This window comes from Jiangella rhizosphaerae (assembly GCF_003579925.1).
In the GTDB taxonomy this organism is placed as follows: domain Bacteria; phylum Actinomycetota; class Actinomycetes; order Jiangellales; family Jiangellaceae; genus Jiangella; species Jiangella rhizosphaerae.
Window position 1 is genome coordinate 24,373 of record NZ_QUAL01000008.1, and the last position, 15,128, is coordinate 39,500.

10 protein-coding genes are annotated in these 15,128 nt (G+C 72.9%); 6 read left to right on the forward strand and 4 right to left on the reverse strand.

The features are described from left to right. Positions 1-53: 53 nt before the first annotated feature. Positions 54-1,406, forward strand: coding sequence for an aspartate aminotransferase family protein (locus DY240_RS00855; protein WP_119658089.1), 1,353 nt, complete (start codon positions 54-56; stop codon positions 1,404-1,406). Here the strand turns inward: DY240_RS00855 and DY240_RS31545 are convergent. From DY240_RS31545 to DY240_RS00875, 4 genes are all read right to left on the reverse strand, one after another. Continuing rightward, positions 1,403-2,188 (reverse strand): helix-turn-helix transcriptional regulator, encoded by a 786-nt coding sequence (locus tag DY240_RS31545; protein ID WP_158602685.1) that lies wholly within the window; start codon positions 2,186-2,188, stop codon positions 1,403-1,405. The genes DY240_RS00855 and DY240_RS31545 overlap by 4 nt on opposite strands. A 206-nt stretch (positions 2,189-2,394) precedes the next feature. Further along, positions 2,395-4,632, reverse strand: a complete 2,238-nt coding sequence (locus tag DY240_RS00865) for a discoidin domain-containing protein (protein ID WP_119658090.1) — start codon at positions 4,630-4,632, stop codon at positions 2,395-2,397. A 38-nt stretch (positions 4,633-4,670) separates the two neighbouring features. Then, complete coding sequence (locus DY240_RS00870; protein ID WP_119658091.1) at positions 4,671-6,701, reverse strand: glycoside hydrolase family protein; 2,031 nt, start codon at positions 6,699-6,701, stop codon at positions 4,671-4,673. 64 nt (positions 6,702-6,765) lie between these two features. Further along, the gene (locus DY240_RS00875; protein ID WP_147375153.1) at positions 6,766-9,012 is read right to left on the reverse strand and encodes an alpha-amylase family protein; all 2,247 of its coding nucleotides are present in this window, start codon (positions 9,010-9,012) and stop codon (positions 6,766-6,768) included. Positions 9,013-9,084: 72 nt separating this feature from the next. On the opposite strand from DY240_RS00875, the gene DY240_RS00880 reads away from it, so the two are divergent. From DY240_RS00880 to DY240_RS00900, 5 genes are read left to right on the forward strand one after another with little or no spacing between them, the layout of a single operon-like run. Then, positions 9,085-11,193 carry an alpha-galactosidase gene (locus DY240_RS00880; protein WP_147375154.1) on the forward strand — a complete coding sequence of 703 codons (2,109 nt, stop codon included), beginning with the start codon at positions 9,085-9,087 and terminating at the stop codon, positions 11,191-11,193. 15 nt (positions 11,194-11,208) lie between these two features. Next, a complete protein-coding gene (locus DY240_RS00885) occupies positions 11,209-12,051 on the forward strand; it encodes a PIG-L deacetylase family protein (RefSeq protein ID WP_119658094.1) in 843 nt (280 codons plus the stop codon). 5 nt (positions 12,052-12,056) lie between these two features. Continuing rightward, complete coding sequence (locus DY240_RS00890) at positions 12,057-13,211, forward strand: alanine racemase (protein WP_119658095.1); 1,155 nt, start codon at positions 12,057-12,059, stop codon at positions 13,209-13,211. 18 nt (positions 13,212-13,229) lie between these two features. Then, positions 13,230-14,798 (forward strand): hypothetical protein, encoded by a 1,569-nt coding sequence (locus DY240_RS00895; protein WP_119658096.1) that lies wholly within the window; start codon positions 13,230-13,232, stop codon positions 14,796-14,798. Between the two features lie 39 nt (positions 14,799-14,837). Then, positions 14,838-15,128 (forward strand): hypothetical protein, encoded by a 291-nt coding sequence (locus DY240_RS00900; protein ID WP_147375155.1) that lies wholly within the window; start codon positions 14,838-14,840, stop codon positions 15,126-15,128.

Consider the following 15,128-nt stretch of genomic DNA (forward strand, 5'->3'; position numbering starts at 1 on the left):
AGAGGCGTCGCGCACGGCCGTGTGCCGGGCCGCGACGCGGGAACAGGAGTCCGATGTCCCCGGGGATCGGCACGGCAGCCTCCGACCACGACCCACGCAGCTCGTCCACCAAGGGCTGGGCGTTGCACCAAGCCGCGGCTGAGGTGCTGCCCGGCGGCGTGAACTCCGCGACACGGTACGTGGGGCACCCGTACGCGTTCGCCGGCGGCGACGGCGCCTACGTCGTCGACCTCGACGGCAACCGGTACCTGGACTACCACGCCGCGTTCGGCGCGATCCTGCTCGGCCACAACGCCGCCGTCGTCGACGACCCGGTGCGCGCCGCCGTCGGCAAGGTCGACCTGTTCGGCCTGGGCGTCACCGAGCTCGAGGTCGAGCTGGCCACCAAGGTGACCGAGGTGATCCCGTCCGCGGAGATGATGATCGCCACGATGAGCGGGTCCGAGGCCACCGCGCAGGCGGTCCGGCTGGCCCGCGCCGCCACCGGCCGGCAGCTGCTGGTGAAGTTCCAGGGCGGCTTCCACGGCTGGCACGACGCCGTCGCCCGCAACGTCATCTCCCGCCCCGAGCTGGCCTACGGCCGCGACCCGCTGTCCGCCGGCATCCTCGACACCGCCCTCGACTCCACCCTCATCGCCGAGTTCAACGACCTCGACTCCGTGCGGGCACTGTTCGAGCAGTTCCCGGAGCGGATCGCCGCGGTCATCATGGAGCCGATCCCGCACAACGTCGGCGCCCTGGTGCCCACCCAGGAGTTCGTCGAGGGGCTGCGAGCGCTGACGTCCGCCGAAGGCGCCCTGCTGATCTTCGACGAGGTCATCACCGGCTTCCGGCACGCCCTCGGCGGCTACCAGGAGGTCGTCGGCGTCCAGCCCGACCTCACGACGTTCGGCAAGGGCATGGCCAACGGCTACCCCATCGGCGGGCTGGCCGGGCCGCGCTCGCTGATGGAACGCTTCGACGGCCAGAAGGGCGACGTGCTGCTGGCCGGCACGTTCAACGGCTACGGCATCGGCGCCACCGCGGCCATCGCCACCATCGACCACCTGCGCACCCACCCCGACTTCTACACCCGCACCCACGCGCTGGGCGAGCGGATGCGCTCGGGCCTCTCGTCGATCGTGGCCGAGCTGGGCCTCGACGCCACGGTGGCCGGCTTCGGCGGCGTGTTCTCCCTGTACTTCGCCGCCGGCCCGATCCGCGGCTACCGCGACCTCATGCGCAACGACGACCAGGCCTACGCCGCCTTCCACCGCCGCATGACCGACAAGGGCTTCCTCATGATCCCCATGTCGCTCAAGCGCAACCACGTCTCCGGCTCGCACACCGAACAGGACATCGACCGCACCCTCGAAGCGGCCCGCGACGTCCTCGCCGGCATGAAGGCCGACGGCACGGCCCGCTAGCCCGGCCCCTCGGCGGCGCCGGCGGGGTCCCCGGCCGGCGCCGCGGTCTCGCGCAGCACCCGCAGCACCCGCGCCACGCGCGGGTCGGTGCTCTCGATCTCGTGCAGCGGCGCCACGCGGATCGTTCCGTGGGCCGTGACCACCTCGACGAACCGCTCGACCTCGGCCGGCGACACCAGCCGCACCCGGGCCCTGCCCCGCCCTGACGCCATCCAGAAGACGCCGTCCGGGCACTGATCTCGCAACAGGGCGCGCAACCGCAGACCCACCTCGGCGACTCGGCCTTCCTCATCAGCCGCCTTCGCCCTCGGCCAGTCGAACGGCCAGGTGTCGCGCCGCACCGACAGCGACGGCCAGCGCCAGCCGTCAGGCCGCACGAGGGCGGCGTAGGTCTCGGGCGCATCGACGAGCGCGAGGTCGAGTTGGCCCACCGGCACCGGCGCACCCAGCAGCTCCGCCGCGGCGACGCCCTCGACCCGATGCTCCGGCCCGACGAACGCACGGAACCGCTCCCAGTGCACCGCCGCGTCGCGCTCCTCGATCGGCAGAGCGGCGAGCCGGGCGATCTCCGCCCTGACGTCGGCATCCAGCGGTTCCAACTCCGCATGCAGCTGCTTGCCCGCGGCAGCGAGGATGGCCCGGAGTCCGGGGATCGACGGCAGCCGCCGGCCGCTCTCGTAGTGGGAGATGGCGAACCTGGTCATCCCCGCGCGCTCGGCCAGCTCGCTCTGCGAGAGCCTCGCCTCGTATCGGGCCTTCTTGATCAGCGCGCCGACGTCCATACCCGCGATCGTGGTAGCGCCGGGTCCGCCGGCGCCACCGCGATCGGCCCGATTGTGGACAACTCGCGCCTGATCAGCGGCCTGTGGACGCACCGGACCGGCGTGTCTGGGCCCAGCGGAGGAGTTCGATATCGACGTGTTGACGCTCAGGCCAATTGTTGGCCTGAGCGTCAACATGCCGGAACAGGACCTCCCCACCCCCAGCGTCAGGACTGCTCGACGTCGTCGATGAGGAAATGGTCGTACTGGCTGGACGTGCCGCTGGAGGAGAACTGGTGGCCGCTCAGCGCGGTCAGGCCGGGCGTCGACGGGCGGACGGTGCCGACGGAGGCACCGCCGACGAAGACCTCGGCGCCATCGAGCGTGGCCTCGACCCGGACCTCGTGCCAGACCCGCTGCGGCGCGGTCGCCGCGGGCGCGATCTTCGTCCAGGTCTTCGTCTCGTACGAGTACCAGCCGATGCTGCCGTCGGCGCCGATGTTGAGGTGGTACGCGGGCACGCCGGTCGCGTCGGCCGTCGAGCCCAGCGTGGTGAACGCGAACCCGCGGGCGTAGCCGATCGAGTTCACCCGGAACGCCAGTGTCTGCTCCGAGGCCGGCTCGGACTCCCAGCGTGCGGTCGCGATCTTGTCGGTCCAGGCATCGGCCAGGCGCATGACGTGGCGGGAGTCGTCGACGTCGAAGTCGGTGACGGCGGCGCCGATCGCGCCGGTGTAGCCGCGCGGCACCTGGCCGACCGGGTCGTTCTCGAACGAGTCGACCGTGGAGTATAGCTCGAGCTCGCCGAGGAACTCCGGGCCCTGCGGGTCGGTGTCGGCGACGGTGACCCGCACGTGCCGCGCCCGCACGTCCGGCACCGGGTAGTACGTCTGGGTGTACGACGTGATCGTGCCGGTGTCGACGACCTCGGTCCAGGTGGTGCCGTCCGTCGACACCTCGACGCGGGCGGCGCCGGGCGCGCCGTGCTGCAGCGCCAGGCCGATCTGGTTCAGCGTGTACTCGCGGTCCAGGTTCACGGTGTAGACGCCCTCGCCACGGACGGACCGGAAGACCGCGGCCGAGGCCCAGTCGGTGCTGCCGTCGATGGCGCCGAGCGGGCTCGTCTCGGGCAGCCGCGGCGTCGTGTGCGTCATGGTCGTGTCGACGGTGACGGTGCCGGCCTCGACCTTGCCGAGCAGGTCGATCTTGCCGACGTTGGGGCCGACGACGTCGACGAACTTCTTCCACACGCGGTACTCGCCGTCGATGGTGAATCCGGCGTCGGTCTCGGGGCAGCCCCAGCTGGGCGCGCAGTTGTCGCCGACCACCAGCACCCGGTTGGCGGCCACCACCGCGTGGGCGCCGTTGCCGGACGAGCCGTGGTTGCGCTGGAACGCTTGGTTGACCCGCGGGTGGTTGACGTAGGTCCGCTGCGCCTGCTCGAACCGGTGGCCGAGACCGTCGGGCGAGATCGCGATCCAGTTGTCCGGCCGCCCGAACGTCAGCGTCATGATGCCGTTGGGCAGCAGCCGCAGCACCGGCATCACACCGGTCGTCGGGGCGGGCTCGCCGGAGGCGGTCGTGAGCCGCAGCGGCTCCGGACGCGTCCAGGTGCGGCCGTCGTCGGTCGAGCGGTTCGTGTACAGCGGGCCGAGGCTCACGCCCGGGCCGCCGGTGCGGTGGACGGCGACGAGGTCGCCGTTGGCGGCCCGCTCGATGCCGGACTCCCCCATCCACAGCCCGTCGGTGAACGAGGCAACCGTCGCGTAGCGGTGCCACGTCGCCCCGCCGTCGGTGCTGCGGGCCAGCTCCGTGCGGTAGCCGGGGTCGCCCTCGTACGTCGTGTAGTACGTCATCAGCAGCGCGCCGTCGGCGGCGTAGAAGATGTCGCGGTGCACGCGGATGCCGCGGTCGAACTTCGTGGGATCGAAGGTCAGGTCCGTGGTGAACGTGGACGGCAGGTCCCGCCACGTGCTGCCGTTGTCCGTCGAGCGGCGGGCGATCAGCTCGACACTGTGCTCGTCGATCACCCGCTTCGGGATGAACTCCACGCCGAGGATCGACCCGTCGCGCAGCTTGGAGAACCACCCGGCGCCGGTCTCGGCGTTGACGCCGCTGGGGAAGGTGTAGCCGCCGTCGTCGGAGAGGACCATCGACGCCTCGCTGTCGGCGGCCGCGACGTCCTCGTTGGACTGCCAGGTCATCTGCACGCGGCGGACCGGCAGGCCGTCGCCGCCGACGGCGTCGAACGCCTCGGCGGTGGCGTTGCCGCCGATCACGCCGGGCGGCGGCTCGAACACGGTGGTGTGGTCGTGCTGGGCGATGACGTAGCCGTTCGGGTCGGCGCCGTCGGTGGGGACGTCGATGTCGCCCGCCGACGGCGCGGTGGCCGGGATCAGCGATGCGACGCCGGCGAGCGCGACACCAGCGGCGAGCGCGACGGACCGGGACCGGGACACGCGCATGGGCAGCCTCCGAGGGTCGGTGGAATGTCGTTCGGGACTCAGCCGGCTACCCAGTAGGAGTAGAGGTCGGCGTTGACCAGGTGGAAGCGGAACTTGACCTGCTGCCCGGCGAGGCCGGCCAGCGAGGCGTTGCCCTTCCACTTCACCTGGGCGGACAGCTGGTCGCCCTTGATCGCCACCGCGTCGGCGGCGGTGAAGCCCGGGATGGGCGTCCCCTCGGCGTCGAGGACCTCGACCACCAGGCTGCCGCCCTCGTGCACGACGGCGTTGACGTGGAGCTGTCCGCCGTCGAAGACGACCGGCTTGGTGGTGATCTCACCCGGGTCGCCCAGGCCGGGCAGCGACGCGTTGGTCATCGACGCGAAGCCGTCGCGGCGCCAAGTCGCCAGGCCGACCTGCCCGAAGTGCTGATCGCGGTTCGGGTCGGCGGGGTCGGCGCCGCCGTGGCCGTTCTGGAAGCCGGCGTAGTACATCGAGATCTTCTCGTCGTCGACCAGGATGTTCGACGCGGTGTACAGCGCGCCGTCGTCCCACGCGCCGCCCCGGCTGGGCTCGAGCAGCGGGTCGCGCTCCGGCCGCTCCCAGCGCAGCAGGTCGCGCGACGTCGCCAGCTGCGGCAGCACCGGGCCGTCGGCGGCGCTGGCGTACTGGCCGGAGGTGTAGTCGGTGGTCAGGAACACCCACGGGACACCGATGTAGGTGCTCTCGTACGGCAACACCGGCATACCGTAGATCTGCCCCTCGACCCCGCCGATGGCCTCGGCGGCGCCGTCGTCGGCGGAGTCGCCCATGACCGCGAGCTGCGGCGTCGTCCAGTTCACGAGGTCGGGGCTGGTGGAGACGAACGCCGACCGCTCGTAGGTGCCCGGCGTGCGCGAGGTGAACATCCGCTTCTTGATCGTCGCGATGTACAGCTGCGCGTCCGGGTCCCAGGTGGTCTGGGCGACGTCGCCGTCGTTGAGCAGGTGCGCCGCCTGCAGCGGCGTCCAGTTGTAGCCGTCGGGCGACTTCCAGCCGTAGTAGCCGTTGCCGCCCGGAACGCCCGGCGCCGGCTGCGACTTCATGAGGAAGTACTTCCGGTCCGCGGGAGCGTCGGGGTTGTACGTGACGTGCGCTCCGCTGCCGGCCAGCACGATGTTCGTCTCAGAGGCCGGGATGTCCTTGTAGCCGACGCCCGAGACCGTCGAGCGGCCCACGGGCTTGTCCCAGGTCAGGCCGTCGGAGCTCTCGGCGTAGCAGGTGTGGTAGTGCGGCGCCTGGTCGTTGTAGCACGTGTACCACATGCGGTAGAGGCCGTCGATGACGTAGACCGAGCCGTAGGTGTAGGCGCTGGCCTCCCACGGCCGGTCCGGCCGCAGCACCGGGCGCTCCAGCTTGTCACCCGGGTGCACCACGCGCTCGACGTCGTGGGCGGACTCGATCCGGTAGTCGTCGAGGAACAGTTCGCGCTCGGAGCCCAGCTCCGGGTCGTACGGCGGCGGCGCGCTGGTGAGCACGGCCTCGTCCCAGTACGAGATGCCCGCGGCGGCCTGCGAGCCGTAGATGTGCGCCGTCACGTGGGCGGTGTTCGGCGGGGCGACACCGGTGACGGTGACCTCCTGCCAGTCCGTGCTGAAGGCCGGTTCGACGTGGGTGACGCCGATGCGGTTGCGGTCGAAGTCCCAGAACTCCAGGTAGAGCCAGGCCGGCGTGCCGCTGCGGCCCTTGACGTTGGCCGTGAGCGTGTACTCGTCGCCCGCGGTGGCGACGATGCGCTCGCTGCGCACCGACACCGCCGTGCCCGCGACGTCGTTGATCTCCAGCGAGCCCAGGCCGGCGGTCCGGTAGGCCTGCAGGTTGACGATGTTGGCGCCGTCGGCGTTGCCCTCGACGCCCCACCCGATCGGGTGGCCGCTGCGGTTGCCCACGTCGAAGGCGCCGTTCTGCAGGAGCAGGCCGGGGGCGCCGACGACGGGCTGCGGCAGCGGCTGGGCGGACACGAGCACGACGGAGGACAGGGCGACGGCGGCGGTGACGGCGCCGGCGAGGGCGGTGCCGCGGACGAGACGGCGACGGGGACGGCGATTCATGGGCGACTCCCGGTTCGACGGTGCGGGATGCGTCGTCGAACGATGCGCAGAACGCCGTTCCATGTCAAGATTCGCCCGGTTCGCGGACGAGCTCCACCCACGTGACGGGCGCGCCGTCGACGGCCGTCGACAGCGGGAGGACGAGCCGGCCGCCCCGGGCCGCGCGGGACGTCTCGTGCCGGTCACCGTCGAGCGTGTGTACGACGACGTCGACCCGTTCTCCGTCGGGCAGGAAGGTCAGGACGAGCTCGCCGTCGCCGCGGGGCACCACGCCGATCCGCCGGGCCGCCGCCAGTCCGCCGCCGTCGACGGAGCCCACGGCCACGGCCACATCCGTGCTGAGCAGGTCGCCGAACTCGCGCACGCCCGGCGCCCCCAGGAACCCGCCCGGCCGCAGTACGACCAGCACCGGCTCGCCGTCCTCGATCCGCACCCACGACGACGACCGCGCGCCGGTGACCGGCCCGAGCCCGGACGCGCCGATCGCGTCGACCCGGAACCGGGCCCGCCGGCGCGACAGCCGGGTCAGTCCGTTGTGCAGCGCCACCAGCTCGGGCGGGCACGTGCTGTCGGAGAGGTCGCCCGTGAAGCTGCCCAGCATGCCGAGCGGGCCGCAGGCGACCGAGTCGAACCAGATGTCGGCCTGGTGCACCCAGTCGTATCCGCCGGAGCCGTAGCCGGCGACGCCGAGCTCCGCGAGCAGCCGGCTGAAGAACAGCCGCCGGTTGACCTCGGCGTGGTACTCCGGCGCGTTCATCCAGAGGTCGTCGACGCTGTGCAGGTCGACATACGGCGCGAACAGCGGGGAGAGCGCGTAGTACATGACGACGACGTCCGGATCGGCCGCCCGCAGCGCACCGACGACGACCTCGAGCGCGAGGCCGAGCAGCCGCTCGCCCGCGTACTCCAGGTCGGCCGGTGCGCACAGCGTCAGGTCCGGGATCTCGTAGCCGAAGTCGAACTTCACCAGGGCGGGCCGGTACCGCGCGACGAACGCGGCGATCCGCTCGCGCAGCACCGCCCGCACGCCGGCGCGGGTGACGTCGAACAGGAAGTACGGCGCGTCGGCGGGGCCGAGCACGACCGGCTCGCCGTCGCGCCCACGCAGCAGGTCCGCGCTGGTCAGCCCGTGCGTCGCCGGGTCGTCGCAGCGCAGGAACGCCGCCCACAGGCCGACGCGGCGCCCGTGACCGCGGATGCGCTCCAGCGTCCGCTCGAACTCGGGAAAGCGATCCTCGGCGTGTTCGAGCTTGCCGTACTCGCCCTCCCACTTGTCGTCGACGACGACCATGCCGACGTCGAGCCCGGAGTCGACGAGCTGCGTGTGGATCGCATCGAGACTCGCCTGGTCGAACCGCTGCGACGCGGTGCCCGCGGCGAGCTGGGCGCCCCACGTGTTGAACTGCGACGCCGTCGCCGCCGCCAGCTTCGCCGGTGACGGCGCCGGCACCGTGACGATCCCGCTCTCGGCCAGCGCCCGCTGGTAGGCGCGGATCGCCTCGGGGTAGTCGGCCCCGAACGTCCACACCAGGGGTGCGCCGAGCTCGAAGCGCCCCGGGCCGCGCAGGTGGCCCCACAGGTCGCCACGCAGCTGGAGCACCGGCGCGAACCGCTCGTCGTGCAGCCGGAGCAGCAGGTCGCCGGCCGGCAGCTCGCCCAGGCCGAGGCAGAACGCGTCGCTCAGCTTCGACGTCATCGCACCCACCTCGACGGGGTGGGGCGAGGAGTCCAGGCCGGCGACGTAGTGGGCCGGCAGGCCCCATTGCTGGCGCACCCGGACCTCGCCGCCCCCGCCGCGGCCGAGCCAGGTGGTGGTGTCGAGCTTGGCCTGGGTCTGGATCACCGGGCTCACGACCGCCGAGCCGGACACACCGGGGTGGATGAGATACCGGCACCGGAGTCCGGGGGCCGGCCGGCCGTCGTCGGTGCCGGTCTCGCGGGCGAACCAGTGCAGCGAGATGACGTCGGCGGCGCCGGCCATCGTGTAGCCGACCGGTTCGAGCCAGCAGCGCTCGGGCTCGAACCGCCAGCGCAACTCCAGCTCGTCGGCTCCGTTCACGCCCGCGTAGCGCACAGTGACCCGGTGGGCGGCGAGGACGACGTCGTCGACGCGGCCGGGCGCCCAGGCCGGCGGCGCTTCGCCCCGGACGGCGCACGTCAGCACGGCCGGCTGCATCGGCCCGGCCACGACCGTCCGCCCGTGCGGATCGGCCAGAACGAACACGTCGTCGGATTCGGACCAGGTCCAGGTATAGGTCGCCGCGACCACCCGCACGGTGTCGGCGTCGCGGACCGGCTGCGGACTCGGCATGGTGTCGTCTCCTGTCGTCGACGGCGAGACGAAACCTTGACATGGAACATCGTCCCACGTCTAGGGTTGCGGGTGGCCGATCCTCCGTCGATCCTGCATCTGCCCGACGACGCCTTCCTGCTGCGCGGCGACGGGTTCGCCTACGCGCTGGCCGTCACCCCCGGCGGCGACCTCCGGCACCTGCACTGGGGCGGCCCGATCGAGCCCGCCGACGTCGGCGTGCTGCTGACCGACGACGCGCGCGAGTTCGGCTCGAACACGTGGTCCAGCCCGCGGGCGCACACCGAGGAGCTGGTCGCGCACGGCGGCCGGCGTCTGGACGAGTCCGCACTCAAGGTCGAGTTCGCCGACGGCGTCCGCGCGCTGGACCTCGCCGCCGAGTCGACGGCCGTGAGCGGCGACGAGCTGACCGTCCGGCTCGCCGACCGGCACTACCCGTTCGCCGCCGAGCTGCACTACCGGGTCCGCGGCGGCGCGCTGGAGCGGTGGACGACGCTGGTCAACGACGGTGACGCGCCGATCGTGCTGGACCGGGCGTACTCCGCCGGCTGGGCGCTGCCGTGGCAGCCGCGCTGGGTGGCCACCTGGCTGGCGGGTGCGTATGCGGCCGAGACGCAGCTGACCCGGCGGGAGCTCGGTCCGGGCCGGCTGGTGCTGGAGTCGCGCCGCGGCATCCCCGGGCATGCCGCGCAGCCCTGGCTCGCGCTCGACGCCGGCGACGAGGCGCGGGCCAGCGACGAGGCCGGCGCGGTCTGGAGCGTCGCGCTGGCGTGGAGCGGCTCCTGGCGGCTGACCGCCGAACTCGCGGCCGACGGCCGGCTGCACGTCACCGCCGGCGTCAACGACTTCGACCTGCGGCACCCACTGCCGCCCGGCACGTCGTGGACGACCCCCGTCACCGTCGGCGTGTTCGCCGCCGCCGGGCACGACGAGCTCACCGACCGCTGGCACGCCTACGAGCGCACGCACGTGGTGCCGCGCCCGGACGCCGTCCGGCCGGTGCTCTACAACAGCTGGGAGGCGACCTTCTTCGACGTCCGGCCGGAGTCGCAGCTGGAGCTGGCCCGCCGGGCCGCCGCGCTGGGCGCGGAGCTGTTCGTCGTCGACGACGGCTGGTTCGCCGGCCGCGAGGACGAGAGCGCCGGCGTCGGCGACTGGACGCCGGACCGGTCGGCCTTCCCCGACGGCTTGAAGCCGCTGGCCGACGAGGTCCAAGCGCTGGGCATGCGGTTCGGCGTGTGGGTCGAGCCGGAGGCCGTCAGCCCGGACAGCGACCTGTTCCGTGCCCACCCGGACTGGATCTACCAGTGGCCGACGCGCCCGCGCACGCTCGCCCGCCAGACCCACCTGCTGGCGCTGAGCCGGCCGGACGTCCGCGCGCATCTGGTCCAGGCGCTGGACGCGCTGCTGTCGTCGGCGCCGATCGACGCGCTGAAGTGGGACCTCAACCGGCCGCTCACCGAGGCGTCGTCCGGCCTCGAGGGCGCCGGCTCGGTCTGGGTCGAGCACGTCGAGGGGTTCTACGAGGTCCTGGACCGGGTGCGCGAGCGGCACCCGGGTGTCTGGATCGAGAGCTGCGCGTCCGGCGGCGGCCGGGCCGACCTCGGCGTGCTGTCGCGTGCCGAATGGGTCTGGCCCAGCGACAACACCGACGCACTGGAGCGGCTGGCGATCCAGCACGGGTACGCGTACGCCCACTCGCCGCACACGATGATGGCGTGGGTCACCGACTCCCCGACGTACCTCACCAAGCGGGAGATCCCGTTGCGGTTCCGGTTCCACTCGGCGATGACCGGGCTGCTGGGGGTCGGCGGCAACCTGGCCGAGTGGTCCGACGCCGACCTGGCCGCCGCCGCGGAGTACGTCGCCCAGTACAAGCGGATCCGCGCGACGGTGCAGTTCGGCACGCTGCGGCGGCTGTCCGGGGCGCCGGACGACGTGACGGCGCTGAGCTACCTCGCGCCGGACGGCGCCCAGGTCGCGGTGTTCGCGTTCGCGCCGTCGGTGCGGCGGCTGCGCCGGACGGTGCTGCTGCGGCTGCGCGGCCTCGACCCCGCCGCGGTGTACGCCGACGCCGCGACGGGAACCCGGTACAGCGGCGCACTGCTCCACCACCACGGCCTGCGGGTCGCCCTGACCGGCGACTACGCCAGCGAGCTCGTCGTCCTCGACCGCATCTGACCCCCGGAGACTGCCATGAAGATCATGACGATCTACGCCCACCCGGCCGACACCATCACCAACTGCGGCGGCACGCTCGCGCTGCACGCACAGCGCGGCGACGACATCGTCGCGCTCATTCTCAGTCACGGCGGGCGCATCCACGCCAACAAGTACGCCGAGGAGTGGCGCAAGGACCACCCCGACGACGACATCGCGACCGCGGGGCTCGACGACATCGTCGCGAACAAGAAGAGCGAGCTCGAGCGTGCCGCGGACATCATCGGGATCGGCAAGGTCATCACGCTGGACCACGAGGACACCTACGCCACGGTCGACGAGGACGTCGTCGAGGAGATCGCCGAGCACATCGCCGTCGAGCAGCCGGAGATCGTGATCTGCGACCACCCGAAGAACCCCGCCTACTTCGACCCGCACTCCGTCGCCACCGGCATGGCGCTCGCCGCGTTGTCCCGCGCCGGCACCTACCTGCGCAACCTCGACGGCCGCGACGAGGTCCCGGTGCGGCAGGTGTTCCTCGGCGGGCTGCCGGTGTACAACCTGGACGCGCTCAGCCTCGGCGGCGTGCGCAACGACTGCTACATCGACATCACCGACGTCGTCGGGACGAAGCTGGCCGCGATGGACCAGTTCGTCAGCCAGGGCTACCACGGCGTGTTCGCCCGCAAGCTGGTCGAGTCGTACAACGGCGAGTCCGGCCGGGCCGCCGGGGTCAACTTCGCCGAGGCCTTCGTGCGGCTGTACAACGAGACGCACTCCCACCTGCCGATCACCGAGGCCGCGCTCGCCGCCGACCCGCTGACCAGGCACATCGCCTACTCCTCGGTGAACCTGCGGGGCACCTACCCGGTACCGTGACGCCCGTGACCCCTTCGATCGCCGGCCGGTCCGTCCACGAGCTGCCCACCCCGTTCGCCGTCCTCGACGACGCCGCGCTGGAGCACAACCTCGCCACGATGGCGGCGTGGTGCCGCGAGCACGGCGTCGAGCTGCAGCCGCACGGCAAGACGACGATGGCGCCGGCGCTGTTCCGCCGCCAACTGGCCGCCGGCGCCACCGGCATCACCGCCGCGACGCCGGCCCAGGTGCGGGTGATGCGCGAGCACGGCGTGCCGTCGGTGCAGCTGGCCAACGAGCTGGCGCAGCCGGGCGAGGCGGCGTGGGTGGCCGGCGAGGTGGCCGGCGGCGGCTTCGGGTTCCGCTGCTGGGTCGACTCCCCCGACGGCGTCGAGATCCTGCAGGCGGCCGCCGCGGCCGGCGGCGCCGTCGTCGACGTGCTGCTCGAGGTCGGGTCGCCGGGCGGGCGCAGCGGCACCCGCACGAAGGCCGATCGCGACGCCGTCCGGTCCGCGATCGACCGGGCGCCGAACGTCCGGCTCACCGGTGTGGCGGGCTACGAGGGCTCGGTGGCCGGCGACCGCACGGCGCCGTCGCTGGCCGCCGTCCGTTCCTACCTCGAGACGCTGCGCGCGGCGGGCGAGGAGGTGGCCGGCGACGTGGACGGCGCGCTCGTGCTGTCGGCCGGCGGGAGCATGTTCTACGACGTCGTCGCCGACGTGCTGACCGGCGGCGGCGCCCGGGTCATCGTGCGCAGCGGCTGCTACGTCACCCACGACTCCGGTATGTTCCATCGCAACTCCCCGCTCGACGGCCCCGATGCCCCGGCCCGGCTGCGCGCCGCGCTCACCGTCTGGGGCACCGTCGTGTCGGCGCCGGAGCTTGGGCGCGCCTTCCTCGACGTCGGCCGGCGCGACGCCTCGTTCGACCAGGGGCTGCCGATCCCCCTCGCCGTGCTCCCCCGCGGGTCGGCGGAGGTCGTGCCCCTCGACGGCGCCGAGGTCACCGCGCTGAACGACCAGCACGCGTTCGTGGCCCTGCCGGACGGCACCGCACTGGCCGTGGGCGACCGCGTCCAGCTCGGCATCTCGCACCCCTGCACCACGTTCGACAAGTGGCGGCGGATCCCGCTGGCCGGCCCGGACGGCGTCGTCACCGACGTCGTCGAGACCTGGTTCTGAGCCCCGGAGGGCAGCCGCATGAGTGACTGGGTCGACCAGTCGCGCGTGATCCGGTTCGAGGGCCCGTCGGCGTTCTCGCCGCGGTTCGTGGGACCACCGGTGCTGCGATGGGCTCCGGTGCCGGCGGCCACGCGGTTCGAGGTCGCCGTCGCCGGCCGCGAGCGGGTCGTCTGGACCGGCTCGGTCGCATCCGAGGCCGCCGACCTCGCCGAGGCGTGGCCGCTGCTGCCCCTCGGCCCCGTCGACGTGCTGGTCCGCGGCTTCGACGGCGACCGCGAGGTGGCCGTCCGCAAGCACCGCCGGTTCTGGAAGGTCCCCGGGTTCGACGGCGTCCGGCCCGGCCCCGCGGACTGGATCGGCGCCGTCCATCGCGCCGTCGGCCACCTGCTCCAGCCGGCCCGCGACGAGGTCCTCGACTACGAGGGCGGCTATCCGCGCAGCGCGTGGAGCTCGTTCGAGGACAGCGTGACGGGGCTGCGCGGCCGGCTGGCGTTCCCGGCGCAGCACCACGCCAGCTACATCCACGCCTACCTCACCTACGCCGACCGTTTCCCGGACCACCCGCAGGCCGCCGAGGCCGAACGGCAGGCGCTGGCGTACGGACGCTGGCTGCTGGAGCACCACCTTCCCGATGACTGGCGCCTGGGCGGGCTGTCGCCGTCGACGGTTCTCGAGGGCCGGTTCGGCGGCTGGGTCGAGGGCGACCACGTCACCGTCTTCCGGGCCGCGCGCGTCGGCGAGGTCATGCTGCGGCTGTTCTCGCGCACCGGCGATGCGCGCTACCTCGAGCGGGCGGCCCGCATCGGCGACATCATGGTCGACCTACAGAACCCGGACGGCTCCTGGCCCTTCCGCGTCGACCCGCGCACGGGCGAGCCCAGCATCGGCTACACCTCCGCCGTCGTGACGCCGGTGTGGCTGCTCACGCTGCTCGGCGAGGTGCCCGAGGCCCCCGGGACGTCGTCGCAGCGTGCCGCGCGGGCGGCGGCCGCGGCGAAGGGCGAGGCGTGGCTGCTGGCCGGCCCGGTGGCCGACGGCCGTTGGGAGGGGATGTACGAGGACATCCCCGAGACGCCGCCGTGGAGCAACCTGCAGCACTGGGACACCAACGAGACCATCCGCTACCTGCTCTCCGGCCGCTGCGACGTGCCGTCGCGGGTGGAGCTGGCGGCGAGGCTCAACGCCTACATCGAGGACCAGTTCGTCGTCTGGGCGCCGGAGGAGTCGCCCGTGCCGGTGCGCTGCCCCACCCCGACGGTGCTGGAGCAGTACCGCTGCTACTGGCCCATGGAGGTGCACACCGGGCACTGGCTGGCCTCGTTGCTCGCCCTGCACCGCGCCACCGGCGAGGAGCACTACCTGGCCAAGGCGATCGCGGCGGCCAACGCCATCGTCGCCGCCCAGGATCCGCGCGGCTCGCTGTCGACCTGGGGTCTGGACACCCGGTTCGGCACGCCGCTGGTGACGATGGACTGGCCCGGCTGCAACGCGGTCGCGGTCAGCGCCCTGCTGCACTGGTCGGCCTATCACGAGGCCCTCGTGAACCACGCCGTGGAGCCCGCCGCCCAGAGCTTCGACAGCCTCTGACCGGTACCGTCTCGGTACCGAGCGCGGTACCATTGCTGCGTGGCGATGAACCTGCGGCTCCGCCCGGACGCGGAACAGGCGCTGCGGGCCGAGGCCGAGCGCAGCGGCCGGTCGCAGCAGGAGGTGCTGCGCGCCGCGGTCGACACCTATCTCGGCATCGTCCCGGTCGACCGTGCCGACGCGCCCGAGGGCGCCGGCGAGCTGGATCGGCTGGTCGCCGCGCGCATGGTCCGCCCGCCGCGCTCGCCGTACCGGCGGCCCGCCCGGCGGCTCACGCTGCCGCCCGACATGACGACGGCCGATCTGCTCGACCGCGACGACCGGCTCTGA